22 protein-coding genes are annotated in these 25,219 nt (G+C 73.0%); 5 read left to right on the top strand and 17 right to left on the bottom strand.

Features of this window, described 5'->3' with window-relative positions:
* Genes FVE25_RS18235 through FVE25_RS18220 form a run of 4 tightly spaced genes read right to left on the bottom strand, consistent with a single transcriptional unit; the run spans position 1 to position 5,110 of the window.
* Entirely contained in the window at positions 1–1,032 is a 1,032-nt protein-coding gene (locus FVE25_RS18235; RefSeq protein ID WP_157248145.1) for a sugar ABC transporter substrate-binding protein, read from the bottom strand.
* 10 nt (positions 1,033–1,042) lie between these two features.
* Positions 1,043–2,023 (bottom strand): ABC transporter permease, encoded by a 981-nt coding sequence (locus FVE25_RS18230; RefSeq protein WP_219825537.1) that lies wholly within the window; start codon positions 2,021–2,023, stop codon positions 1,043–1,045.
* Positions 2,024–2,034: 11 nt separating this feature from the next.
* Positions 2,035–3,483, bottom strand: a complete 1,449-nt coding sequence (locus tag FVE25_RS18225; RefSeq protein ID WP_157248143.1) for a benzaldehyde dehydrogenase — start codon at positions 3,481–3,483, stop codon at positions 2,035–2,037.
* A gap of 13 nt (positions 3,484–3,496) precedes the next feature.
* Positions 3,497–5,110 carry a thiamine pyrophosphate-dependent enzyme gene (locus FVE25_RS18220; protein ID WP_219825536.1) on the bottom strand — a complete coding sequence of 538 codons (1,614 nt, stop codon included), beginning with the start codon at positions 5,108–5,110 and terminating at the stop codon, positions 3,497–3,499.
* A gap of 134 nt (positions 5,111–5,244) precedes the next feature.
* On the opposite strand from FVE25_RS18220, the gene FVE25_RS18215 reads away from it, so the two are divergent.
* The gene (locus FVE25_RS18215) at positions 5,245–6,063 is read left to right on the top strand and encodes an IclR family transcriptional regulator (protein WP_157248142.1); all 819 of its coding nucleotides are present in this window, start codon (positions 5,245–5,247) and stop codon (positions 6,061–6,063) included.
* 2 nt (positions 6,064–6,065) lie between these two features.
* On the opposite strand, the gene FVE25_RS18210 is transcribed toward FVE25_RS18215, so the two are convergent.
* From FVE25_RS18210 to FVE25_RS18185, 6 genes are read right to left on the bottom strand one after another with little or no spacing between them, the layout of a single operon-like run.
* Positions 6,066–6,758, bottom strand: a complete 693-nt coding sequence (locus FVE25_RS18210; protein ID WP_157248141.1) for a B3/B4 domain-containing protein — start codon at positions 6,756–6,758, stop codon at positions 6,066–6,068.
* 43 nt (positions 6,759–6,801) lie between these two features.
* A complete protein-coding gene (locus FVE25_RS18205) occupies positions 6,802–7,731 on the bottom strand; it encodes a dihydrodipicolinate synthase family protein (RefSeq protein WP_157248140.1) in 930 nt (309 codons plus the stop codon).
* The gene (locus FVE25_RS18200; protein ID WP_157248139.1) at positions 7,728–8,738 is read right to left on the bottom strand and encodes an oligopeptide/dipeptide ABC transporter ATP-binding protein; all 1,011 of its coding nucleotides are present in this window, start codon (positions 8,736–8,738) and stop codon (positions 7,728–7,730) included. Before FVE25_RS18200 ends, FVE25_RS18205 begins: the two co-directional genes overlap by 4 nt.
* A complete protein-coding gene (locus FVE25_RS18195; RefSeq protein ID WP_157248138.1) occupies positions 8,731–10,632 on the bottom strand; it encodes a dipeptide/oligopeptide/nickel ABC transporter permease/ATP-binding protein in 1,902 nt (633 codons plus the stop codon). The genes FVE25_RS18200 and FVE25_RS18195 overlap by 8 nt, the downstream gene beginning before the upstream one ends.
* On the bottom strand, positions 10,629–11,588 hold the full coding sequence (locus tag FVE25_RS18190; RefSeq protein ID WP_157248137.1) for an ABC transporter permease: 960 nt from the start codon (positions 11,586–11,588) through the stop codon (positions 10,629–10,631). The genes FVE25_RS18195 and FVE25_RS18190 overlap by 4 nt, the downstream gene beginning before the upstream one ends.
* Positions 11,585–13,183, bottom strand: a complete 1,599-nt coding sequence (locus FVE25_RS18185) for an ABC transporter substrate-binding protein (protein ID WP_219825535.1) — start codon at positions 13,181–13,183, stop codon at positions 11,585–11,587. Before FVE25_RS18185 ends, FVE25_RS18190 begins: the two co-directional genes overlap by 4 nt.
* A 146-nt stretch (positions 13,184–13,329) precedes the next feature.
* On the opposite strand from FVE25_RS18185, the gene FVE25_RS18180 reads away from it, so the two are divergent.
* Positions 13,330–14,022 carry a FadR/GntR family transcriptional regulator gene (locus FVE25_RS18180; protein WP_157248135.1) on the top strand — a complete coding sequence of 231 codons (693 nt, stop codon included), beginning with the start codon at positions 13,330–13,332 and terminating at the stop codon, positions 14,020–14,022.
* On the top strand, positions 14,019–14,372 hold the full coding sequence (locus FVE25_RS18175; RefSeq protein WP_157248134.1) for a hypothetical protein: 354 nt from the start codon (positions 14,019–14,021) through the stop codon (positions 14,370–14,372). The genes FVE25_RS18180 and FVE25_RS18175 overlap by 4 nt, the downstream gene beginning before the upstream one ends.
* Here the strand turns inward: FVE25_RS18175 and FVE25_RS18170 are convergent.
* The gene (locus FVE25_RS18170) at positions 14,363–15,430 is read right to left on the bottom strand and encodes an esterase-like activity of phytase family protein (protein ID WP_157248133.1); all 1,068 of its coding nucleotides are present in this window, start codon (positions 15,428–15,430) and stop codon (positions 14,363–14,365) included. The two genes, FVE25_RS18175 and FVE25_RS18170, sit on opposite strands and share 10 nt — an antisense overlap.
* 161 nt (positions 15,431–15,591) lie before the next feature.
* Between FVE25_RS18170 and FVE25_RS18165 the strand changes: the two genes are divergently transcribed.
* On the top strand, positions 15,592–16,935 hold the full coding sequence (locus FVE25_RS18165) for a glycoside hydrolase family 16 protein (RefSeq protein ID WP_157248132.1): 1,344 nt from the start codon (positions 15,592–15,594) through the stop codon (positions 16,933–16,935).
* A gap of 416 nt (positions 16,936–17,351) precedes the next feature.
* On the opposite strand, the gene FVE25_RS18160 is transcribed toward FVE25_RS18165, so the two are convergent.
* The 4 genes from FVE25_RS18160 to FVE25_RS55235 form a co-directional block, all read right to left on the bottom strand.
* Positions 17,352–17,792, bottom strand: coding sequence for a hypothetical protein (locus FVE25_RS18160; RefSeq protein WP_157248131.1), 441 nt, complete (start codon positions 17,790–17,792; stop codon positions 17,352–17,354).
* A gap of 112 nt (positions 17,793–17,904) precedes the next feature.
* Positions 17,905–18,111 carry a hypothetical protein gene (locus FVE25_RS18155; RefSeq protein ID WP_157248130.1) on the bottom strand — a complete coding sequence of 69 codons (207 nt, stop codon included), beginning with the start codon at positions 18,109–18,111 and terminating at the stop codon, positions 17,905–17,907.
* Positions 18,112–18,159: 48 nt separating this feature from the next.
* Entirely contained in the window at positions 18,160–20,727 is a 2,568-nt protein-coding gene (locus tag FVE25_RS18150) for a PEP/pyruvate-binding domain-containing protein (protein ID WP_157248129.1), read from the bottom strand.
* A complete protein-coding gene (locus FVE25_RS55235; RefSeq protein WP_246267140.1) occupies positions 20,724–21,431 on the bottom strand; it encodes a TetR/AcrR family transcriptional regulator in 708 nt (235 codons plus the stop codon). Before FVE25_RS55235 ends, FVE25_RS18150 begins: the two co-directional genes overlap by 4 nt.
* A gap of 101 nt (positions 21,432–21,532) precedes the next feature.
* On the opposite strand from FVE25_RS55235, the gene FVE25_RS18140 reads away from it, so the two are divergent.
* The gene (locus FVE25_RS18140; protein WP_157248128.1) at positions 21,533–22,078 is read left to right on the top strand and encodes a hypothetical protein; all 546 of its coding nucleotides are present in this window, start codon (positions 21,533–21,535) and stop codon (positions 22,076–22,078) included.
* On the opposite strand, the gene FVE25_RS18135 is transcribed toward FVE25_RS18140, so the two are convergent.
* Both FVE25_RS18135 and FVE25_RS18130 read right to left on the bottom strand, forming a co-directional pair.
* On the bottom strand, positions 22,075–23,259 hold the full coding sequence (locus FVE25_RS18135) for a cytochrome P450 (protein ID WP_157248127.1): 1,185 nt from the start codon (positions 23,257–23,259) through the stop codon (positions 22,075–22,077). The two genes, FVE25_RS18140 and FVE25_RS18135, sit on opposite strands and share 4 nt — an antisense overlap.
* The gene (locus FVE25_RS18130) at positions 23,256–25,118 is read right to left on the bottom strand and encodes an ABC transporter ATP-binding protein (RefSeq protein ID WP_246267138.1); all 1,863 of its coding nucleotides are present in this window, start codon (positions 25,116–25,118) and stop codon (positions 23,256–23,258) included. Before FVE25_RS18130 ends, FVE25_RS18135 begins: the two co-directional genes overlap by 4 nt.
* Positions 25,119–25,219: the final 101 nt, after the last annotated feature.

Below are 25,219 nucleotides of genomic sequence, written 5' to 3'. Positions count from 1 at the left end.
CTACTTCGCCTCGCTCATCGGGCGCAGCTTGGCGGCGAGGTCACGGAAGAACAACTCGGCACGGGAGCTCAGCCAGGCGCGTTTGGCCTGGTCGGAGGATTGCCGGGCGGTGATCTCAGCGACGTTGGCCTTGGTGACGAGCAGGTGCCCGGGGTCCGCCCAGCCCTCGGGCAGGGTTTTGCCCGCCTTGGCCGCCTCGGCGAGCATGCGGATGGCGACGTAGCCCTTGAAGTAGTGCTCGGGCGACATGAGGGCGAAGCTGGTGCCGTCCTGGACGGCGGCCAGCGACTTGGGGTCCAGGTCGAAGGCGGCCACGAGGTAGGAGCCGCCGTTGGTCTGCTTGGCCTTGGCCAGGTTGTAGGCGTCCTGATCGCCGGTGCCGAGGAAGGCCAGCGCCTTGGGGTGGGCCTTGACCAGGCCGTTCCAGGCGTCGTAGTTGGAGGCGGGGTCGTTCTTGGTGTCGAAGGGCCCGAGCACCTTCACGCCGGGCAGCTTCTCGGCGAACGCCTCCTTCATGCCGTTGGCCCGTTCGTCCAGCACGGGCACGCCGGGGGCCGAGGTGCCGAGCACGACCTCGCCGGCGGCGCCGGGCGGCAGCAGCCTGATGGCCTCCAGCGCCAGCTCGCGGCCCGCGGCCCGGTTGTCGTTGCCGACGTAGAGGCCGACGTTGCTGCCGGGGGCGGGCACGGTGTCCACGCCGACCAGCCGGATCTTGCGCGCCGCCAGGTCGGCGAGCGGCCGCACGAACAGCTCGGGCGCCAGGTCCTCGATCGCGATGCCGTCGGGGGCGGTGCGGCCGAGGTCGCCGAAGAGCTTGACCTGGGCGGGCGGGTCGATCCCGTTGGGGGCGCTGATCTGGAGCCGGACGCCGCCGACGGCGTCGGCGCCGAACTGGCCGCCGGCCGCCATCTCCTGCGCGAAGTCGGAGTCGGTGGTGGCCAGCGAGAAGCCGATCCTGGGCTGGCCGGGCGCGGCCGGCCCGCTCGAACAGGCCGTGGCCAGGAGGAGGATGCCGATCAGGGCACGTTTCATGGGGAGCCTCCTAGAGGGTGGGTGCGCGCTCGCCGGCGCCGCGGCGGCGCAGCAGCGCGTCCAGCGCGACGGCGAGGAGGATGACGATGCCCGTGGCGAACAGGCTCCAGTTGATCGGGACGCCGAAGTACACCAGGCCGCTGGCGACCGTCCCGAGGATCACCGTGCCGAGCACCGATCCCCAGACGGTGCCCGAGCCGCCGCGCAGCGGGGTGCCGCCGATGATCGCCGCGGCGATGGCCTGCAGCTCGTAGCCCTGGCCGATGGTCGGCTGGCCGGAGGCGAAGAAGCCGAGCGTGAGCACGCCCGCCACTCCGGCCAGCGCGCCGGAGAGCACGAGCACCTGGAGGCGGACGCGCGGGATGGAGATGCCGGAGAAGCGGGCGGCGTCGGGGTTGGAGCCGATCGCGCGCACCCGGAAGCCGAACGGCGTGGCCTTGAAGACGACGGTCAGCAGGAGGGCGACCGCCGCCAGCACCCAGATCGAGGTGGGCAGGCCGAGCAGGTCGCCGCCCACGATGGCGAAGAAGGAGTCCTCGCGGGGCAGCCCGCCCACCTGGCGGCCCTCGCTCAGCGCCAGCGCGGCGCCGCGGAAGACCGACAGCGTGCCCAGCGTGGCGATGATCGACGGGATGCCGAGGGTGTTGCACAACGCCCCGTTGACCAGGCCGAGCGCGGCGCCGGCCGCCACGCCTCCTGCCGCGGCCAGCCACGGGTTGACGCCGGAGCGCATCATCATGCTCGCCGCGATGAGGCTGAGGGCGTAGGTGGAGCCGACGGACAGGTCGAGCTCGCGCATGGCGAGCAGGTAGGTCATGCCGCAGGCCAGCACGGCGATGAAGCTGGCCTGCCGGACGACGTCGATGAGTTGCGCGCGGTCCAGGAAGGCGGGGTGGAACAGGCCGATGGCCACCACGAGCACGACGAGCACCACCACGACGCCGAGCTCGTCCACGCCGAAGACGCGCCGCACCAGGGTCCGATCGCTCACGCGGGATCCTCCTAGAACGGGTAGGTCTCGATCGGGCCCTGGACGGTGATCCACCGGGTTTCGGTGAACGCCTCGACGTTGGCGGCGCCGCCGCCGAAGCGGGCGCCGGTGCCGGAGGCCGCGACGCCGCCGAAGGGGGCGACCGCTTCGTCGTCGACGGTCTGGTCGTTGATGTGGACGATGCCGGTCGGGATGCGTTCTGCCAGGTCGAGGGCGCGCATGACGTCGCTGGTGAGGATGGACAGGGACAGGCCGTATTCACTGCCGGCGGCCAGCGCGACCGCCTCGTCCTCGTCGGTGAAGGTGAGGACGGGCGCGACGGGGCCGAAGACCTCCTGGGCGTAGGCGGGGCTGTCGGGGGTGAGGCCGGCGAGCACGGTCGGCCGGTAGAAGAGCCCGTCGTAGCTGCCCCCCGCGGCGATCTTGCCGCCGCTCGCGCCGACCAGCGTGTGCACCTTGTCGCGCTGCCCGGCGTCGATGAGCGGGCCGAGCGCCACGTCCTGGGTGAACGGGTCGCCGACCGTCAGCTCGCCGGCCTTGGCGGCCAGCCGTTCCACGTATTCCCCGGCGACGGCGGCGTGCACGAGGTGGCGGCCCGCGGTCATGCAGATCTGGCCCTGGTGGAAGTAGGAGGCCCAGGCGCCCGCCGAGACCGCCCGCTCGAGGTCGGCGTCGGGCAGGACGATCAGCGCGGAGTTGCCGCCCAGCTCCAGGTGGGCCCGCTTGAGGTGGCGGGCCGCGAGCTCCCCCACCTGGCGTCCGGCGGCCGTGGAGCCGGTGAACGAGATCACCCGCACGCCGGGCTCCTCGACCAGCGCCCGGCCCACGTCCGGGCCGCCGGGCAGCACGTGCAGCAGCCCCTCCGGCAGTCCCGCCTCCTCGAAGACCCGCGCCAGGGCCACCCCGCCGCAGACCGCGGTGCGCGGATCGGGTTTGAGGACGACCGCGTTGCCGAGGGCCAGCGCGGGCGCGACCGAGCGGATGGCGAGGATGAGCGGCGCGTTGAACGGCGCGATCACTCCCACGACGCCCGCGGGCACCCGCCTGGCCAGGCTCAGCCGCCGCTTGGCCGTCGGCAGCACCTCGCCCGGGGGCCGTGAGGCCAGCGCCGCCGCCTCGTAGCACTCCTGGGCGGCCACGTGGGTCTCGAACCCGGCCTTGCCGCGGATGGCGCCGGACTCACGCATGATCCACTCGTGGAGTTCCGCCGCGTGCTGCTCGAAGGCCAGTCCGGCGCGGCGCAGCACCGCCGCGCGCTCCTCGAAGCTCGTGCGGGCCCATTCCCGCTGTACGGCGGAGCCGCGGTGTGCGGCGGCCGCGACGTCGTCCTTGGTCGCCAGGCCGGCGGTGCCGAGGCGGGCGCCGGTGGCCGGTTCGATCACGGGTGCGGTGGTGGCGGCTTCCGTCCACCGGCCGCCGAACAGGCGGCCCGTCCAGGTGGCCGGGTCGAGCAGGGTCATGGGGACGTACTCCTTACGGGTGGAAGTGGTGGTCGGGCGCCACCGCGATGTCGAGGAGGAGGGGCTGGGTGCGGTCGGGCAGGCTCGGGACGACGTCGTTGAGCACGTCCAGGAGCTCGTCGTGGGCGGTGATGCGGCGGGCGGGGCAGCCGAAGGACGTGGCCAGGCCGCTCAGGCTGACCTCCTCGAAGGCGGGCCACGGCGGTTTGCCGGCGTCGGCGGTTTCCGCCAGCCGGTCCAGGACGGCGTACCTGCCGTTGGCCAGCACGACGAACAACGCCCCCACGCGGTAGCGGGCCGCGCTCCACAGCGCCTGGATGCCGTAGATGGCCGAGCCGTCCCCAAGCACGGCGACCACCGGCCGCTCCGGCAGCGCCATCCGCAGCCCGATCGCCGCGGGCAGCGCGAACCCGAGCCCGCCCATGGCCGCCGAGACGAACCCCAGGGGCCGCCTGGCGGGCAGCAGCCGGTGCAACTCCGGCCGGGACGAGGGCGTCTCCTCGACCACGATGGTCTCCGGGGCCAGCCGTACGGCCAGGGCGGCGAGCACGTGTCCGGCCCGCAGCGGCTCGCCCACCTCGGGCGCGGCCATCGTCTCCCGCCTGCCCGGCGGCGGCTCGTCCGTGCGGCAGGGGCGCTGCGGGAGGCGGGCGGCCAGGTGCTCCACGACGATCGCGGGGCAGGCGAGCACGGCCAGGTCGGCGGGGGCGCGGTGGGCCTCGGCGGGGTCGTCGGTGATGACGGCGACCCGGGTGCCCGGGGTGAGGAGGTGGCCGGGCTGGTAGGGGTAGTGGCGGAAGACGGGGGCGCCGACGGCCAGCACCAGGTCGTGGGCGGAGAGCACGTTGCGCTGCTGGGCCCGTCCGGCGGGCAGGACGCCCGCGTACAGGGGATGGTCCTGCGGGAAGCCGGCCCTGGCGCCGAAGGACTCCTGCCAGACCGGGCAGGACAGCCGCTCGGCCAGCGCGACGAGCGCGCTCCAGGTGCGCGGGTGGTCGGCGCCGGCGCCCACGACCAGCACGGGCGCGACGGACTGCGCCAGCAGGCCGGCCAGGGACGCCCCGGCCTCGTCGGCGGCGGCCACGGGGCGCAGGAGGGTCTGCGGGGCGGCGACGACCTGGTCGGGCGGCATGACGCAGAGCCAGTCGTCCATCGGGACCACCACGAGGGCGGGTCCGCGGCCGGTCTGCGCCTCGTGCCAGGCGCGGGCGACGGCGCCGGGCACGTCCTGGGCGCGGGCGGGCTGATGGGTCCAGACGGGGTAGTCGCCGGCCAGGCCGTCGAGCTGGCCGGTCAGAAACGGTTCGAGAGCCAGGTGGCGGCGGTCCTGCTGGCCGACGAGGACGACGAGCGGGGCGCGGTTGACGCGGGCGGTGGCCAGGGCGCCGACCGCGTTGCCGAGGCCGGCGGTGGTGTGCAGGATCGCCAGCGCCGGGCGACCGGTGGCGATGGCCTGGCCGGTCGCCATGCCGACCACGGATCCCTCGTGCAGGGCGAGGACGAAGGTCAGGTCGTCGGGCAGGTCCGCGAGGAGGGCGACCTCGGTGGAGCCCGGGTTGGCGTACAGGGTGGTCAGGGCGTAGCGCCGGAGCACGTCGAAGGTGGCGTCTCGGACCGTCTGCATCATCGCCTCAGTGTTCGTATGCCGCACGATCGTTCGCACAGTGTGCGTTGTCGTGACCGTAAAAGGCGAAAGCGACGGCGTCAATGTTCGTTATCCATACGAAAGTACGGATGGCGAACGCGTCCTATAGTTACCTCATGGTAAGTAAGGACACTTCCGACAACCGGGCATCAGAGCACGTGCAGTCGCTCGCCCGGGGGCTGTCGGTGATCCGCGCGTTCGACGCCGAGCACCCGGCGCTGACGCTGGCCGACGTGGCCCGGGCGACCGGGCTCACCCGGGCGGCGGCCCGCCGGTTCCTGCTCACGCTCGCTGACCTGGGGTACGTGCGCACGGACGGGCGGTTCTTCACGCTCACCCCGCGCGTGCTGGAGCTGGGCTACGCCTACCTGTCGAGCCTGTCGCTGCCCGACCTGGCCCAGCCGCACCTGGAACGCCTCGTCGCCGAGGTGCACGAGTCCACCTCCGTGGCCGTGCTCGACCAGGAGGACGTCGTGTACGTGGCCCGCGTGGCCACCTCGCGCATCATGCGCGTGACCATCAGCATCGGCACCCGCTTCCCCGCCCACGCCACCTCGATGGGCCGGGTGCTGCTGGCCTGGCTGCCGCCGGCCGAGCTGGACGCCTACTTCGCCCGGGCGACGCTGCGCCGCCACACCTCCCGGACGCTGACCTCCCCCATCCAGCTCAGGGCCGAGCTGGACCGGGTCCGCGCCCAGGGCTGGGCCATGGTCGACCAGGAGCTGGAAGAGGGGCTGCGCTCGCTGGCCGCCCCCATCCGCGACGCCACCGGGAAGGTGGTGGCGGCGGTCAACGTGTCCACCCACGCCAGCCGTACCACGCCCGACTCCGCGCGGCGCGACCTGCTGCCCTCACTGGTGGCCGCGGCCGCCCGCGTCGAGGCCGACCTGCACGCCACCGGCACCGCGCGCTTCGTCGGCCGACTGCCCTCCTGACCTCAGGCCGTGAAGCGCGGAGCCTCCGGGGTCAGGACGGCGGTGGCCGGGGTGGTCCCCCAGACGGCGGTCAGCTCGCCGGCCAGCGTGCGCACCAGCTCCGGGACGTCGGCCGCGGCCGTTTCGTGGACCGCCTCGGCGACGATCAGGACCGAGGTGGTCTCCTTCCTGACCGCCGAGTAGCCGCTCTGCCGGTTGGTCCAGCGGCGGGCGTGCGCGCGGCCGGTGGCGTCGGCGAAGACGACCTCGCCCGGCAAGGGGTTCTCCACGTCGCCGGCGAACGTCTCGTAACGCTCGTCGCCGTACGCGTGCCGTACCGTCAGGTCGCCCGAGACGCGCTCCACGTCGATCGCGGCCACCGGGATGGCGAAGGCCAGCGAGATCGCGTTGCACAGGTCGATGAGCGGATGGATGCGCGGCACCTCGCCCTGCTGGCGGAAGCGGCGCAGCAACGCCTCCGACGCGCAGCGGTACTGGGTGGGCTTGAGCCCCATCGCGGCGAACGTGCGCCGCCACGCCTGGATCTCCGGCAGCTCGGACTCGTTCCCCCCGGCCAGCCGCTCGGCGGCACGCGCCCAGTAGCGGGCGACCGGCGCGTCGACCTGCGCGTCCGGATTCAGGCCGTCGGCACGGACGACCCCGGCGACCAGGTCCGGGTGGGCCGACCACATGGCGGCGGCGTGCTGGAAGTTCATGAGACGACACCCTGCTGCGCGCGCGGCCGATCGGCAAGACCAATCACGTGCCCGTGCCGGGGACCAACAGCCCCGCCGCCGCCAGCAGCTTGCCGATCCTGGCGTGCTCGTCGGCGTTCAGCGGGATCTGCGGCGGCGCGGTGACCGGGTGGTCGATGACGCCGCGCAGGAACAGCGCCGCCTTGAAGGCGCCGAGCCCGGCCGAGCTGGCGCCCATGCGCGGGCCGCCGACCCGGACGATCTCGAACAGCCGGGCCAGCCGCTCCTGCTCCTCCCTGGCCGCCGCCCAGTCCCCCCGGGCCGCGGCGGCGACCAGGCGGACGTAACCGTGCGGATCGACGTTGCCGAGCCCCGGCACGACGCCGTCGGCGCCCATCCACAGCGCCGCGTCCACGGTCAGCTCCGAGCCGGTCAGCACGCTGAACCCGGCCGGGCGGCGCAGGATGACCTGGCGCATGGCCCCGTCGTCGCCGCTGGAGTCCTTCACCCCGGCCAGCGCGCCCTCGGCGGCCAGGTCCAGCAGCAGGTCGGCGGAGAGCTTGGTGTGGACGGAGACGGGCAGGTCGTAGGCGTAGACGGGCAGCCCGGCCCGGTCGGCGAGGATGCGGAAGTGGTCGCGGATCTCGGCCGGATGGGTGCGGGTGTAGAAGGGCGCGGTGGCGACCAGGGCGTCGGCCCCGGCGGCGACGGCTGCGCGGGCGTGCTCCAGCACCCGGGGCGTGGTCATGTCGATCACCCCGGCCAGCACCGGAACCCGCCCGCCCACGTGCCCGGCGACCGTCTCCAGCACCAGCGCGCGCTGCGCGCCGGTCAGGTACGCCGCCTCCGAGGAGGAGCCGAGCACGAACAAGCCGTCCACGCCGCCCTCCAGCAGATGGTCCACCAGCCGGACCAGCGAGGCGGCGTCCACCTCGTGGCCGGGCGTCATCGGGGTGCACACCGGTGGGATCACCCCGGTCAACGGCACGGTCATGCGCGCTCCTGGATCAGGTCGAGGTCCGTCGCCCCCGCGGTCACGGGGTGATGGCAGTGGAAGAGGTGCCCGTCCTCCTCCTGTACGGCGGGCATCTCCGCGGCACAGAGGTCATCTGCCCGCCAGCACCGGGTGCGGAACGGGCAGCCGCTGGGCGGCCTGGTCGCCGAGGGCACGGCGCCGACCAGCGGGATCGGGGTGATGGGCGAGATGAGGCCGGGCGTGGCGGAGAACAACGCCCGCGTGTAGGGGTGCCGGGCCCGGCCGGGCACCCCGTCGGCGGGGCCCTGCTCGACGATCCGGCCGAGGTACATCGTGACGACCCGGTCGCTCATCCGCCGCACGGTCTGGATGTCGTGCGAGACGAAGACCAGCGCCAGGCCCAGCCGTGCCTTGAGGTCGAGCAGCAGGTTGAGGACCTGGGCCCGGACGGAGACGTCCAGGGCGCTGGTCGGCTCGTCGGCGATGACCAGGCCGGGCTCCAGCGCGAGCGCCCTGGCCACGGCGACCCGCTGCCGCTGCCCGCCCGACAGCTGGCCGGGCAGCGCGCCGGCGGCGCTCGGCGGCAGGCCGACCAGGTCGAGCAGCTCTTTGACCCGCTCCTCCCGCTGTGCCGGGGTGCCACGCCGGTGCACGTCGAGCGGGTCGCGCAGGATCCGGCCGACCGGGAGCCGCCGGTTGAGCGCCGTGGCCGGATCCTGAAAAATCATGCCAACGCCGGTGCCGATGAGCTCGCGGCGTTCGCCCTCCTTCATCGCCCACAGATCCTGCCCCCGAAGCCTTACCGTCCCCTGCGCCGGCCGCTGCAGCCCGACCAGGACCCTGGCCAGCGTGGACTTCCCGCACCCCGACTCGCCCACGATCCCCACGGTCTCGCCGGGCGAGACGGCCAGGTCGGCGCCGGTCAGGGCGTAGACGCGGTCGCGGGTGAACAGGCCGCCGGAGCGCGCCTTGTGCACGACGTGCACCCCGCGGAGCTCGGCCTGGACTTCGATCGGGTCAGGCATGATCGGCTCCTGCCTGCGCGAGGGCGGGGTGGTGACAGGCGACGGCGTGGACGTGCACGTCCCCTTCCAGCGTGGGACGGGTCTCCCGGCACTCCGGCCCCGCCATCGGGCACCGGTCGGCGAAGCGGCAGCCCGCGGGGAAGCCCGCCGGCGACGGCACCACGCCGGGGATCTGGGTGAGGCGTTCCGCCCCCGCCTCCAGCGACAGCACCGAGCCGAGCAGGCCCCGGGCGTAGTGGTGGGCCGGGGCGCCGACCAGCGTGGCGGTGGCGCCGGTCTCGGCGATCTGCCCGCCGTACATGACGACCACGCGGTCGGTCACGTCGGCGACCAGCGCGAGGTCGTGCGAGACGAGGATCAGCGCGAACCCGAGCTCCTCGCGCAGGCTCAGCAGCAGCTCGATGACCTGGGCCTGCACGGTGACGTCGAGCGCGGTGGTGGGCTCGTCGGCGACGATCAGCTTGGGCTCGCGGGAGAGCGCCATCGCGATGAGCACCCGCTGGCGCTGCCCGCCGGACAGCTCGTGCGGGTAGGACGAGAGGGTACGGCCGGCGTCGAGGCCGACCAGGGCCAGCAGCTCGGCGGGCGTGCGCCGGCCGCCACGCCGGGTGAGCTGCTTGAGCTGGGCGCGGACGGTCATGGCGGGGTTCAGGGAGGACAGCGCGTCCTGGTAGATCATGGCCATCTCGTGGCCGAGCAGCCGCCTCCTGGCGCGGCGCGGCAGGGCGATGAGCTCGCGCTGGGCGAAGCGGATCTGCCCGCGTACCCTGGCCTCGCGCGGCTGCAGGCCCATGATCGCCAGCGCGGTCAGCGACTTGCCGCAGCCGGACTCGCCGACCAGCCCGAGCACCTCGCCGGGGCGCACCTCGAACGAGACGCGGTCCACGATGTCCACGCCGCCGTGGCGGTGCTCGAAGCCGATGGCGAGGTTCTCCACCGACAGGATCGGCGGGCCTTCGGGGCGCGGGCGCGCGCGTTCGGCCAGACGGCGGGCGGCCTCCTCCAGCCCCGGCAGCTCGACGACCCGGCCGGAGCCGGGGACGGCCCGCTCGAAGGCGTCCTGCGCCCGGTCGGGCCGCCCCCGATCGCGGGCGGCGGGCGCGGCCCAGGCGTCGGAGATGCCCTCCGACAGGATGTTGAGCGCGAGCACGGTGAGCAGGATCAGCAGCCCGGGGAAGACGGTGGCCCACCAGCCGCCGATCAGCACCATGTTCTTGCCGTCGGCGATGACGCTGCCCCAGGAGGGGTTCGGCGGGCGCACCCCGGCGCCGATGAACGACAGCGACGCCTCGAAGACGATCGCGTCGGCCACCATGACCGTGCAGAACACCAGCACGGGCGCGGCGGTGTTGACCGCGACGTGCCGGATCACGATGTACGGCGTGCGGGCCCCGATGACGCGTTCGGCGGCGACGTAGTCCTCCCCGTACTGGGCCAGCACGTTGGCGCGCACGACGCGGGCCACGGACGGCATGTACAGGAAGGCCATGGCGAAGACGAGCACCGGGACGCTGCCGCCGAAGACGGCGACGAGCACGGCGGCCAGGGCGATGCCGGGGAAGGCCATGATCACGTCGAGGGCGCGCATGAGGGTCTCGTCCACGGCCTTGCCGGAGGTGGCCGCGATGGCGCCGATGACCGCTCCGGCCAGCAGCGCCAGGCCGGTGGCGCCCAGGCCGATGAGCAGCGACCACCGCGCGCCGTACAGCAGCCTGGACAGGATGTCGCGGTTGGCGCTGTCGAGCCCCATCCAGTGCGCGGCCGACGGGCCGCCGCCCGCGGCCTCCTGGAAGTACGGCGAGTGCGGGGCCAGCCAGGGCGCGAGCAGGGCGGCGAGCACGACCAGCGCGACGACGGCGACGGCGGCCCACGACAGCGGGGGCAGGCGTCTCATGCGGCGCTCCTGAGGCGGGGGTTGACCAGCAGGTAGAGGACGTCCACGAGCAGGTTGACGAGCATGAAGCCGACGGCGATGGTGAGCACCACGCCCTGGACGACCGCCGGGTCGCCGTCGCGGACCGCGTTGATCATGAGCTGGCCCATGCCGGGCAGGCCGTAGATCTGCTCGATCACGACCGCGCCGCCGATGAGGTAGCCGATGCGCAGGCCGAGCACGGTGAGCGGGTTGATGAGGGCGTTGCGCAGCACGTTGCGGCCGACCACGACGACGGGTGGCAGGCCGCTGCCGATCGCGGTGCGGACGTAGTCGCGGTCCAGTTCCTCGACCATGGAGGTGCGGATGATCCGGGTGAGCTGGGCGGCGACGGGCAGCGAGAGCGAGAGCGCGGGCAGGGTCATCGAGCGCAGCCAGCCCGCGGTGGAGTCGGCCGGGTTGATGTAGCCGCCGCTCGGGAAGAGTCCTTCGCCGACGGCCAGCCACTGGATCATCAGCAACGCCAGCCAGAACGCGGGGGCGGCCACGCCGACCAGCGAGACGACCCGGATGAGCTGGTCGGGCCAGCGGTCGCGGAAGAGGGCCGCGGTGACGCCGAACACCAGCGCCAGCACGGCCGCGACGCCCAGCCCGAGCAGGGTGAGCTGGAGCGTCAGCGGCAGCGCGGTGAGCACCGAGTCCAGGACCGGTTTCTTGGTGAGCACGCTGGTGCCCATGTCGCCGGCGGCCAGCTCGCCGACGAAGCGCAGGTAGCGCACCGGCAGCGGGTCGAGCAGGCCGTTCTCCAGCTGGAACTGGCGGATCTGCTCGGCGGTGGGGTTGGCGCCCTGGAAGTAGGCGTACTCGGGTTTGCTGGAGGAGAAGCGCATCACGATGAAGACGAAGGCGATGACGCCCAGCAGCAGCGGGATGAGGATGAGGATGCGGCGGGCCAGCATCCGGGCGACGAGGGTCATGTCCTCTTGGCCTGCAGGAGGTTGATGCCGGGGTAGGGCTGGGCGCGGACGCCGGAGAGCTTCTTGGGGTCCCAGGCGGTCATGAGCTCGGTGTGGACGACGGGGTAGAGCACGGCCTGCTCGGCGATCACGTCCAGATATTTGTGGATTAAGGCGGTTTTAGCGGCCTTTTCGGGCTCCTGGGTGGCCTGGTCCATGAGGGCGAACAGGTCCTTGGCGTCCTTGCTCTGCTCCCAGTGGGAGTACTTCATCCACAGGCCGCCGGGCACGTAGTTGTAGTGCAGGATCAGGTCGGCGTCCATGCCGAACTGGTTGGGGTTCGAGGCCGCCGCGACCACCTGGTAGTCCTGGAACTGGTCCATCTTGGTGAACAACGCCGCGGTGTCCTGCGGCTCCAGCGTGGTCCTCACCCCGATCGCCTCCCAGGAGGCGGCGATCGTGGGCAGGCAGTCGGCCAGCCAGCTCACGTTGACCGCCATCAGGTTGACCGTCAGGTTGCCGACGCCCGCCTCCTTGAGCAGCGCCTTGGCCTTCTCCGGGTCGTAGTCGTAGACGACCTTCGCCGGGCGGTGGTCCGGGTGGCCCTCGTTGAGGAAGGAGCTGGAGGGCGTGCCGTGGCCCTTCAGCGCCACGTCGATCATCTTGCGCCGGTCGACGGCGTAGTGGAGCGCCTGCCGTACGCGCACGTCGTCGAAGGGTTTGGCGGCGGTGTTGAACATGAGGAACAGGTGGTTCATGCCCTTGCCGCCCTCGACGGTCAGCCCCTGGCCCTTGAGGCGGTCGATGTTGGCGTAGGGGATGTTGTCGGCGATCTGCGCCTCGGCGGCGCCGCCGGAGATCTTGGCGACGCGGGCGGCGGCGTCCACGATCGTCAGCCAGTTCATCCGCTTGGCGGTGGCCGGGCGCGGGCCGTTGTAGGCGGCGTGCGCCTCGAAGGTGGTGTTGGACTTCGGGTTGTGCGCCACCATCTTGTACGGCCCTGAGCCGACCGCCTTGCCGCCCTTGGCCTGGTCCCAGCCGCCCGGCTGGCCGAAGACGTGCTTGGGCATGATCTTGGCGATGGTCAGCCGGGCCGCGGCGTCCGGGAAGGGGAACTTGAAGACCAGCTCGACCGCGCGGTCGCCGGTCTTCTTCACCTCCTTCAGCCAGGCGCGGAAGAAGTTGCCGATGAGCACGTTGGCCTGCGGGTCCAGGACGCGCTCGAAGGTGAAGACCACGTCGTCGGCGGTGACCGGCTTGCCGTCGTGCCAGGTCGCGCCGTCGCGGAGGGTGAAGGCCCAGGTGGTCGCGCTGAGGTCCGCGGGCAGCGCGGTCGCCAGCGCGGGGTACGGCTCCCGCGTGATCGGGTCGGTGTCGAGCAGGCCCTCGTAGATGTGGGTGATGCCGGCCATGGCGAAGGCCGAGGCCGTCTGGGTCGGGTCCCAGCTCTGGTCGTTGCCGTAGCCGATGACCGCGGTGATCAGGTCCTTGTCCGATCCGGCGCCGACCGAGCCGGTCGAGGCGGGGCCGCCGGAGCAGGCCGAGAGGGTGGCGGCGACGAGGGCCGCGGTGCCGGTGTGGCGCAGGAAGTCACGGCGGGTGAACTCGGAGCTCACGGTTAACCTCCTTCGGGGAGGGAGATAGAACATGGGACATCCCATGTCCTATCTTGTGCGTAACGGTGACGCTAAGCGGACAGACGGCTTGCGGTCAACGGATGGATACCGGAAAGTTACGCAGTGATCGCTTAGGAGGGCTATACATGCGTCCGCGACTGAGCCGAGCCGTCGAGGCCCAGGAAGCCGTGAAGGAGATCATTCTCCGGCGGCGTCTCGTGGCCGGCGACCCGCTCCCCACCGAGTCGGAACTCATGGAGGAGCTGGGCATCAGCCGCAACTCGGTCCGGGAGGCGCTCAAGGCACTGCAGGCGGTGGGCATCGTGGACATCCGGCACGGCTTCGGCATGTTCGTCGGCCGCATGTCGCTGGCCGGGCTGGTGGACGAGCTCACCTTCCACGGCCGCATCACCGGGCGCGGCCACCTCGCCCACCTCGTCGAGATCCGCGAACTCCTCGAGACCGGGCTGGTGCAGAAGCTCATCGACATGGGCTCCGACGCCGACCTGTCGGCCGCCGCCGACGTGATGGCCAGGATGGAGGCCGAGGCCGAGAAGGGCGAGGTCTCCCCCGAGATCGACCGCCTCTTCCACGACGTCCTCTACCGGCCCCTCGGCAACCCCCTGGTCAGCCAGCTGCTCGGCGCGTTCTGGGACGTCTACCACCAGCTGCGCGACGAGGTCGGCACCCCCGACGAGCCTCCGCTCGACGTGGCCCGCCGCCACCGCGACATCTACGCCGCCGTCACCGCCGGCGACAAAACCGCCGCGATCGCCGCCCTCCAGGCGCACTTCGAGGGAGTACGCAACCGGGTCGCCCGGCTAGGCTCCGTGGGATGAGCTTCGATCTGGCCGTGTGGTTCGAGGACGAGCCGATCACGCCACTGCGGGCCACGGCCAAGTTCCTCGACTGGTGCGAGAGTACGGCCGAGCCGGTGGAGGCTCCCCGGGCCGAGGTGGCCGCCTTCCTCGACGACCTGACCGCCCGCTACCCCGACCTGACGGCCGACAACTACGCCGCCTCCCCCTGGGCGGAGCCGCTGACCGTGGCCGACGACACCGTGCTGGCCAGCGCCGTCTTCCCCAGGGCGGCCGAGGTGTGCCGGACCGTCTTCGACCTGGCCGGCCGCCACGGCCTGGTCGTCTTCGACCCCCAGTCCGGCACCCTGCACACCCCTGATCAGAGGTAGACGCGGGGGTCGGCGTTCAGGCCGCGCGTCAGCCGTACCTTGATGAACTCGTTCGGGTCCGGCGCGCCCGGCGTGCGGCCGGAGGAGAACGGGAAGTTGTTGTCGTTCAGGATCCCGAGCGTGCGGTCGTCGAGGATGATGACGTCCTCGATGGTCTGGAACGGGAAGGTGAACGTGCCGCCGCCGGGCGCCGCCAGGTCGAGCAGGTCGGCCACCTGGGTCTTGTCGAGGGCGCCGTCACCGTCCCTGTCGCGGGTGTCGGCCAGGTAGACGCGCTTGAAGCGGGCCGCGGCGCCCTGCAGGCTGTCGCGTTCGATGATGAGGAAGCGGTGGCGGTCCACGGCGACGGCGTCGCCGATCGCGTGCGAGGGGTCCTCCAGGCGGTACGTCCAGCGGCGGTCGGTGTAGGTCCGGCGGCGCAGGTCGTACTCGTACATGCGCAGCGAGCCCGCCGGATCGCCGGTGACCGTGCCCTCGAGCAGCGGGTGGAGGCGGCGGCCGTCCACCGAGCGGGCCATGCCCTCGAAGCCCTTGCTGCGGCCGAGGTTCGGCTGCTCGCCGCCCGGCGCCGGATGGTCGGGCGACTTCACGCCGGGCAGCGGCACCGGGGCGTCGACGAGCCGGCCGCGGGAGTCGGCGTGCAGGAGGAAGGGGCCGAACTCGTCGCCGAACCAGTAGCTGCCGTCGGCGGAGCGCACGATCGACTCCACGTCGAAGTCGGCGCCGGTCAGCGTGCGGTCGGGGCGCGTCAAGGGGAACGGCACCAGCCCGCGCGGATCGGACAGGTTGACGCCGCCCGCCACCGTCACCGTCTTCGCCCGGAAGTCGGGGCGCACGTGGTGCACGCGCAACAGGAAGTCGGCGCTGCCGGGCACATAGGTCTGCGCGGGCAGGGAGGCGAACCCGGCCAGGGCGGCCCGGCCGTACTGCGGCTTCCCGCCGTAACCCCGCTCGCCACCGGAGTCCTGCTCACGGCCGGGGCCGGTCTCGGCGGCCGGGACCGCGGCGGCGCCGAGGGCCAGGAGGCCGGTGCACGTCAAGATGGCGAAAGGTCTCATGGCGGGCCACCTTAGGGTCGCCGGATGACGGGACGTCGAACACCGCCCAACCGACCGTAGCGCGAGAGCGCTCTCAGTCAAGTTGACACGCTGCTAACCGTGTGCTTCTTTCTGATGTGAGAGCGCTCTCTGACCTCTGTCACCCCCCAAGAGGAGCAGTCATGCTGCGCCGCCGTCTCACCCTCCTGGCCACCGCGTTACCGGCCCTTCTCGCGTTGTTCGTCCCGGCCGCCTCCGCCTCCGTCCCGCCCCCGCCGTCCGGCTGGTCGCTGGTGTGGGCCGACGACTTCAACGGGCCCGCAGGAACCCTGCCCGACCCCGGCAACTGGATCATCGACACCGGCCACTCCTACCCGGGCGGCCCCGCCAACTGGGGCACCGGCGAGATCCAGAACTACACCGCGAACCCCGGCAACGTCGGCCTCGACGGATCCGGCAACCTGCGCATCACCCCGCTGGGCGCCAACCGCGACTGGACCTCCGCCCGCATCGAGACCCGCCGCACCGACTTCAAGCCCGCCGACGGCCGCATCCTGCGCATCGAGGGCCGCATCCAGATGCCCGACGTCACCGGTCAGGCCGCACTCGGCTACTGGCCCGCCTTCTGGGCGCTCGGCGCCCCGTTCCGCGGCAACTACTGGAACTGGCCGGGCATCGGCGAGTTCGACATCATGGAGAACGTCAACGGGATCAACTCCGTCTGGGGCGTGCTCCACTGCGGCGTCGCGCCCGGCGGCCCCTGCAACGAGTTCAACGGCCTCGGCGCCAGCCGCGCCTGCCCCGGCGCCACCTGCCAGTCCGCCTTCCACACCTACCGCTTCGAATGGGACCGCAGCGTCTCGCCCAACCAGTTGCGCTGGTACGTGGACGGCCAGCAGTACCACGCGGTCAGCCAGTCCCAGTTCGACGCCGCCACCTGGACCGACATGACCGGCCACGCCGGCTACTTCATCCTGCTCAACGTGGCCATGGGCGGCGCCTTCCCCGACGGCGTGGCCGGCTTCGCCACCCCCACCGCCGCCACCGTCTCCGGCCGCCCGATGATCGTCGACTACGTGGCCGTCTGGCAGAGCGGCACCGCCCCGCCCGGCGGCGTGGACGCCCGCTCCACCATCCAGGCCGAGAGCTACCAGGCCCAATCCGGCACCGCCCTCGAAGCCACCGGTGACACCGGCGGCGGCCAGAACGTCGGCTGGATCGCCAACGGCGACTGGCTCCGCTTCGACAACGTCGCCTTCGGCGGCACCGCCGCCACCCAGTTCCGCGCCCGGGTGGCATCCGGGGCGCCCGGCGGAGTGAGCGGCCTGGTCCAGGTACGCCTGGGCGCACCCACCTCGGCGCCGATAGGCGAGTTCGCGGTGGGCAACACCGGAGGCTGGCAGAGCTGGCGCACCGTCCCCGCCAACATCTCCCAGGTCACCGGCACCCACACCGTCTACCTGACCTTCACCAGCGGCCAACCGGCCGACTTCGTCAACGTCAACTGGTTCACCTTCGCCACCTGACCGCCGGGGCGGCCACCGCCGCCTTCACGCCGGTACGGCACCGCCGCCCCAACCCGGGAACTGGGCCGCGGATCGGCCTGCCCGGCAGGGTCTCCGCCTGCTCCAGGCGGCGGTGGCGCCGTCCCCCCACGGACATACTTCAGCAGCGCCACCGCCGCGGTCTCTTACGCGCACGGTCCGGCGCGGTTTGGGAGGCGGCGGCGCGGTCACCGGGGCGGGACCGGGATCCGCCGTGTCCCGCCCCGCCAAGCCCCACGTCCTGGAAGCCCACACCCGCGAGATCCACACCATCCGGGTCCACACCACCAGCATCCACACGACCCAGGTCCACACCATCCGGGTCCACACCATCCGGGTCCACACCCTTGGGGTCCACACCACCGGGATCCGCGTGGCAGGGAGCAGGAGGGAGGCGGTCATTGGGGTGTGGTCCAGTCTCGGCGGGCCCATCGGTCCGTGGCGCGATGGGCGATCGCCTCGGCGTCCTCGCGCCCGGCGGAGCGCAGGTGGTCGGTGATCACCGCTTCCGCCTCGGGGAAGGCGTCCCCCAGAGCGGGCAGAGGCGCGTCCGGGCCGCCCGCCTTGCGGCGCTGCCGTTCCTGCCGCCAGCGGGTGCGACCGGGGCGCACCCCGGCGAGGGTCATCTCGGTCGTGAGACCGCCCATCACGCCCCAGAGCAGGCCGGTGAGGGTGGGGTCCGCCAGGCCGGCGCCGGAGACACGCGCGCCGCCGGCCTTGCCGGGGGCGGCGAAGCAGGCGCTGGTCAGTAAGTCGAAGGCGGGCAGTTCCTCCGGAGCGAACTCTGCCACCAGCGCGCATACGAGTGCGCGACGCTCACCGTCACCGTCGGTCGTCACGCCCGCACTGTAAGCCGCCACAACTCAGGCGAAAAAGCGCTTCACCTATTTGACACGACATGCACACCGCCTGAAGTGCAATCGGTCAACAATGCAGTGACTCCACACGCAATCAGGGCCGGAGCGGACACGGGGATCCGGGAAAACCCACGGCTCGAGGCGCCGCGAACGAAGGCGCGGCCGGATCGGCGGGAACGCCCTTCCCGAGGAGGTCGCCCGCGTGCCCGTAGTCGTCCAGAGGGGCCTGCCCCAGGTCAAGGGCCAGCTTGGCACGCCGGTAGACGACGCCCCGCCGCTCCCATTCCATCTCGTCGGTCATGCCGCCCATCGTGACCACAAAGAGTGATCAGCCGCATGCGCCTTGCCATCAGTTGAGGACTTCCACGGTCCCCCGTTCACCGTCGACGCGGATCCGGTCGCCGTCGTGGATGCGCATGGTGGCGTTGCCGGTGCCCACGACGGCCGGGATGCCGAGTTCGCGGGCGACGATCGAGGCGTGGGACAGCGGGGCTCCCATGTCGGTGACGACGGCGGCCGCCCGGGGGAACATCGGCGTCCAGCCGATGTTGGTCAGCGTGGTCACCAGGATCTCCCCGGCCGCCAGGCGGTCGCCTTCCTCGGGGCCGGACAGCACCCGGGCCACGCCCTCCACCACGCCGGGCGCGCCGGGGAAGCCGGTGACGGCCTCCCCCACGGGCGCCTGGCCGCCGCGGGCGTCGTAGAGGTCGACCCGCCGATCCGGTGACGCGGCCCAGCGCACCGGGTCGAAGTGGCCGACGATGAGCATCGGATAGATCGGCAAGGAGGCGTATTTCCGGTGGGTGGCCTGCCGTACCGGAATGCGCTCCACCGGAGCGACGCCCCCGCGCAGCAGCGTCAGGATCTCGTCCACGGACAGGTAGAAGACGTCAGAGCCGAGGCCGGTCAGCTCCCCCGCCCGCAGCACGAACGCGCGCATCGCCCAGAAGACCCGCATGTTCTCCGACCTGGCGTCCTCGCGGTCCCGCACGATCGCGTTCCACTTGGCCACCCGCTCGCGCATCGCCGCGCCCTTGCCGGGGTAGCGCCGGTCGAAGCGCGCCCAAGCCGCCGTACGCGCCTCCTCCTGCCGGGCCAGCAGGTCACGGGCGTCGGCGGGGGCGGTCTCGGCGAGCTGCTTGTCGATCCAGGCGGGATCCTCGCCGGGCCGGGGGATGCTCACCTCGAACTCGTGGGCGCCCCGATGGCCGTAGAGCGCGGCGTACTCGTCGCGGCCGATCTCACCGCGGGCGAGCTTGTCCAGGCCGATGATCGGGCCCATGCTGGCCAGCTCGCCACCGGCGTTCGCGCCGGTCAGCATGGCCTCGGCGTCGCTCTCCCCGACCATGGCGCGGAGCTTGTCGCGGGTCATGACGAGCGCGGCGCCGCCCTGCCGTCCGGCCGCCTCCAGCATCTGGCAGGTCAGCACGACGTACGGCAGAAGCTCGGCGTCCCAGAAGGCGGCCAGGGCGGCGGGCTCCTCGATCCGCCCGGCGCGCGAGCGCAGCGCCTCGCACCGTTCGCGGGCCGTCGCCAGGAAGCCGGGCAGGAGCTTGACGTTGGCGTTCACGCGCCTGCGCACGCGGATCGCCGCCGGCACCATGGCCTTGATCAGCTGCCAGCGGCTCGCGGGCAGCAGCGGCACGTCCAGGCCGGGCGGGATCTTGCCGAAGACCTGCTCGATCGCGCCGAGCCTGCTGCTCATGCCGAACGCCTTGGCGGCCGAGATGGCCATGCTGAGGTTGAGATAGAAGCGTCCGCCGATGTTGCCGACGAGCTGGAAGCCGGGGACGTTCGCGGCGGACATGGCCTCGCGGATGAACAGCCGCACCAGCGACCAGGTGACCGGGGTCATCACGTCGGGGATGGCCTCGCCGAGGTTGCCGCTGGTCCACAGGTACTCGCCGATGCCGCTGTCGTTCCACTCCTCCAGTTCCTCGGGCAGGCCGGTGATGGGGCGGGCCTGGAGGACGAACAGGTCCGCGCCCCGCCTGGCCCACTCGACGTCCATCGGCACGCCGTACAGCTTCTCGATCGCCTGTCCGAGTACGGCCAGCCGTACGACCTCGTCGTCGGCGAGCACGCGAGCGTGCCGGCGGCCGGCCGGGACCTCCTCCTCACGGGTGCCGCCGGCGCCGCGCACGGTCATGACGGCCTTGTCGGCGACGGTGTAGGAGCGCACCCCGCCGCCCGACACGACGGCGGAGTCCGGGGTGACCAGGCCGCCGACGACGGCCTCGCCCAGTCCCCAGGCGGCGTTGACCGCGGTCTCACCGCGGGCGCCGGTGACCGGATCGGCGGTGAACAGGATCCCGGCGGCGTCGGCGTCCACGAGTTCCTGGACGACCACGGCCAGCGCCACGTCGTCGTGCGGGACGCCGTTGTGCTCGCGGTAGGCGACGGCCCGCGGATTCCACAGGGAGGCCCAGCAGCGGCGGACGGCGTCGAGCAGGCCGTCGGCGCGGACGTCGAGGTAGGTGTCCTGCTGACCGGCGAAGGACATCCCGGGCAGGTCCTCGGCGGTCGCCGACGAGCGGACCGCGACCGCCAGGTCCCCCGCACCCCCAGCGTCTCCAGAGTCCCCAGCGTCCCCAGCGGCCGCTTTGTCCCCCGCTTCCGCTCTGTCGGCAGCGCCCGCCGCGGCCGCGCCGAGGGCGTCGAAGGCGGCGCGGATCTCGGCGGCCAGCGCGGCGGGGATCTCGTGGGCGGCGAACAGCTCCTGGGAGTCCGGCCCGCCGAGGCGGCCGCGGAAGGGGGCGACGAACTCGCGGTAGGCCGCGGTGGTGATGTGGAACCCGGCGGGCACCGGCAGCCCGGCGCGGCTCAGCCGGGCCAGGGACGCGCCCTTGCCCCCGGCGGTGGGCAGGTCGGCGCCCGCGTCGCCGAGCGGGAGAACCATACGCGAGGAAGCCGTCATGGCAGGTGTCCTTCCAGTGCGGCGTCGAGCTTGCTCTCTGCCAGGGCCAGGGTGTGCTCGACGTAGCCGGTCACCGCCCGGGCGACCGCCTCGGCCGCCTGGCCGGGCAGGTCGCCGCCGGCTTCGAGGGTGCGGTGGACGGTGTCGGCCAGGAGCTCGGCCGTGCGCTCCGGCGCCAGCCGGTAGGGGGTCAGGCGCTCGGAGGTCAGGAAGCCGAACAGGGCCGAGGTGAGCACGCTGACGTGTTCCGCCACGGTGAGGTCGGCGCGGACGGCGCCGTGTTCGGCCAGTTCGGCGAAGAAGCGCTCGAGGCCGTCGATCTGCAGAGGGTCGGGGGCGCGGGCGCTCTTGATCCGGGCCAGGCGGCCCAGGACGCCGGAGTCCCCCAGCAGGGCGGCGCGCATGAGGGGCCGGCGCTGGAGTTCGGTCGCCATCAGGCGGACGAGGTCGTGGAGCGTGCGGGGCGCGGCCTGCCGTACCTCGCGGAGGCTTTCGACGCGCTCGCGGCGCAGCAGTGTGGCGAACAGGAGCTCGCGGGTCTTCCAGTGGAGGTAGATGGTGCCTTTGGCGACGCCGGCGGCGCGGGCGACGTCCTCGATGGTCGTCTTGTCGTAGCCCCAGCGCACGATCAGGCCGGCGGCGGCGTCCAGGACCCGGTGGGCGCGCTCGCGGCGGCGCGCGGGGTCCGCGGGTGGCCGGGCCATGTGTCCTCCAGTTTCTTGACCAGATAAGCATAACTGGTCAAAAAACCGGCATTCACCGATCTTCGGCACTCTGCTGCGCGCCGCGCCGTACGGTAGACCTCATGGCCAAGGCCTTCTGGATCGATCAGGACTTCGACAGGGAACGCTACGGGCGCTACGCGGCGCACGTGGAGAAGCACCTGCCGGAGTTCGAGTGGGGTGACATCGCGCCGGTGCGCTTCGCCTGCGCGGCCTGGCGGCTGGCCGTGCCGCCCTCGCTGTCGCCCGGCTTCGTCCGCTGGGATCGCCGGGTGCTCGACGCCACCTGCGAGCGCAACACCTGGGACGGCACGCTGACCGCCCGCATCCGGATCGTCTCACCGCTGCCCGAGCCGCTGACCACCTCGCGCACCTGGTGGCGCGACCGCGGCTGGCAGGGCTGGCCGAGGATGTTCGGCCAGTACGTCGAGCCGGCCCAGCAAGACCTCGCCAGGAGCCCGTTCCTGCGCGCGACGCTGCTGGTGGAGGCGCCGGTGCCGCTGGGCGGGCTGCCGCCGGAGCCGGAGGGGCCGCACGACCGGGTCGAGGAGAGCGCCGAGCACGCCGTCACCGCGCTGGTGCGCGAGCTCAACGAGCTGGTCACGCCCATCCTCGACCAGCTCGACTAGGGCTCCAGCACCACCCGGAGCGTCCGCGGCTCACGCAGGTCGCCGGTGCGGTAGACCAGCTCCTCCTCCACCAGCCGCATGCCCGGGTAGCGGGTCAGCAGCGTCGACAGCGCCACCTTGATCTCGGCCCTGGCCAGCGCCGCGCCCAGGCAGAAGTGGTGCCCGTAGCCGAAGGCCAGATGGGCGTTGTCCCGCCGGGCCGGGTCGAAAGCGTCCGGCTCGGGGAACCTGGCCGGATCCCGGTTGGCGGCGCCCCACGCGCAGCGCACCACCGCCTTCTCCGGCAGCTCCGCGCCGCAGACCTCCACCGGGGCCGTGGCGTGCCTGGGCACGCTCAGCGCGATCGGGGTGACGTAACGCAGCAGTTCCTCCACGGCGTCGTCGAGCCGTTCCGGCAGCCGCGCCCACAGGGCCGGGTCCCGCAGCACCATCGCCAGGCCGTTGGCCAGCAGCCCCGTGACCGCCCGGTGCCCGGCCACCAGGGTCAGCCGGACCGCGGCCACCAGGTAGGCGTCGGCCAGCCCTTCGGCGTCCGCCTGCCGGATCATGCCGCTGATCAGGTCTGCGGCGGGCGCCCGGCGGCGCTCCGCAATGAGCGCGCCCAGGTAGGCGACCATCTCGGCGGTCTCCGGCGAGGTCATGTCCGGGCCGGGGGAAAGCGCCCGCGGCTCGTCGGGCAGGGTGGCGACCCGGCCGGTCACGTAGGCGTTGACGTAGGGCCGGTCCGCGTCCGGCACCCCGACCAGGGCGCACAACGTCATGATCGGCATGGGCCGGGCGAAGGCGGCGACGAAGTCCACGCTCGCGCCCCGGGGGATCTCCGCGAGCAGCTCGTCCGCGATCTGCCGGATCTTCGGCTCCAGCGCCGCCACCCGGCGCGGCGTGAGCTGGCGGGAGATCAGCCGGCGCACCCGCTGGTGGTCCCGGCCGGACAGGTCCACCAGGTCCTCCTCGAAGATGACCCGGCCCGCCCGCTCCGCCTCCTCGATCGGGTGCTCCCCGGCGCCGCCGTCCCCCATCAGGCGCTGGTCGGAGAAGCCCGTCACGGCCGCCTCGTAGCCGGTCAGCAACCACTCGGCGCCGCCCCGGCCCAGGTCCACGTGGTGCACCGGAGCGGCCTCGCGCAGGCGGCGCAGCGTGGGCACGTCGTTGAGCTGGGCGGGGGTGAGTTCGGTGGTCATGCGATCCGCTCCTCGAGGTAGCCGTCGGCCTGCAGGGTGAACAACTCCGCGTACCGGCCGCCCAGCGCCATGAGCTGGCCGTGGGTGCCCTCCTCCGCGATCCGGCCGCGGTGCAGGACGTAGATGCGGTCGGCGTGCCGTACGTTGGCCAGCCGGTGGGTGATCAGCACCGTGATCCTGCGCTCGGCCCCGGCGCGCAGGCTCGCGAACAACGCGTGCTCCGCCTTCGGGTCCAGGGCCGCGGACGGCTCGTCGCAGATGAGCAGCGGCGCGTCCCGGTAGAAGGCACGGGCACAGGTGAGCCGCTGCCACTGGCCGCCGGACAGGTCCTGCCCTCCGGCGAAGACCCGCGAGAGCAGGGTGTCGTACCCATCCGGCAGGTTCTCGATCATCTGGTGCGCCCCGGCCTTCACCGCGGCGGCGCGCATCCTGACGGGGTCCTCGTCCGCGGCGCCCAGGGTGATGTTGCGGGCCGCGGTGAACGGCCAGCGCCAGTACTCCTGGCTGACCAGCGCCACGTGCCGCCACACCTCGGCCCGCTCGGCGCGGTGCAGCGGCAGGCCGTCCCAGGTGACCGCGCCCGAGGTGGGCACGCGCAGCCCGGCCAGCAGCGTGGCCAGGCTGGTCTTGCCCGAGCCGTTCTCGCCGACGAGCGCGATCGTCTGGCCGCGGCGGGCGGTCAGGCTGACACCGTCCAGCGCGGCCGGGCCGTCGTCGCCGTAGCTGAGCCCGGCGAGCTTGACGTCGATGGCCCGCGGCGCGGGCACGCTCGCGGTCTCGGCGGGCGGCGGCAGGCGTCCGGCGCAGCGGTGGGCGAACTCGGTGTAGTCGCCGAAGTAGAGGCCCTCTTCGTAGATCTTGTTGACGTTGGTCAGCGCCAGCGTCAGCGACATCCGGGCCGCCTGCAGCGCGAGGACCGCGGTGGCCGCCGCCGCCAGCGGCAGCGCGCCCCCGGCCAGCAGCAGCCCCAGCACGGCGTACAGCCCGGCCGTGGTGCACCCGGACAGCAGGCCGCCCAGCACCCGCACCCGCGTCTGCCCGGCCACGACCTCCAGCTCGGCCTCGGTCTCGGCGGCCACCATCCGGTCGTACTCGCCGAGCAGGAAGCCGCGCATCGTGAACACGCGCACCTCGGCCGCGGTCAGCCGCTCGGCCATGAGCTCGCCCAGCATCCACATGCGCCGCCGCCGCGAGGTGCGGTTGCGCTCGCTCACGTACGACAGCCGTGCCACGCGCACCGCCGCCCACGCGCCCGGCAGGCTGGCCAGGAACAACGCCGCCAGCAGCAGCGGATGCACCACCAGCAGCGCCACCGCGGTCCCCGCCAGCCCGGCCAGGCCCGCGGCCAGGTCGAGCGTGCCGCGCACCACCGCCTGCAGGGCCAGGCCGCCCCGGTTGCGGGCCCGCTTCATCTCGTCGGTGAACCCGGGGTCGTCGAAGGCGGCCAGCTCCACCCGCGTGGTCAGCTCGAACAACTGCCGCTCCACCAGCGTGAGCACCCGGGGCATGAGCCTGGCCTGCGCCCACCCCGCCCCGATCGACAGCGCGGACCTGACCGCGACCGCCACGGCCACCGCCACCAGCGCGGGCAGCGCCGCCTGGACGCGATCGAGCGTGGGCCCGGCGGCGAACAGCGCCACCAGCACGTCGCGGGTGGCCAGCAGGCCGTAGGAGGTGGCGACGCCGCCGAGCAGGCTGAGCACGAGCGCGATCACGGTGTCGGCGCGGCCGGCCCGCCAGGCGACGGCCACCGCGCCGGCCATGGTGGCGGGCAGCCGGGCGGCGATGCGCAGGAAGCCGGTCCGGGCGAGGGCGTCGGTGTGGGCGTCCCACCAGGCCGTCGCCAGCGACGGCAGCACCGCCGCGCTCTCCGACCCGCGCCGCCCCCGTTTCTCGCCCGCGCCTCTCTCCGGCGCGCGCCGCCGTCCCCCCTCGCCCTCTGGCCCGCGCCCCCGTCCTC

Origin of the sequence: Nonomuraea typhae (assembly GCF_009760925.1) — a bacterium.
GTDB lineage: Bacteria > Actinomycetota > Actinomycetes > Streptosporangiales > Streptosporangiaceae > Nonomuraea > Nonomuraea typhae.
This window is presented reverse-complemented; position numbering and strand designations above follow the sequence as displayed.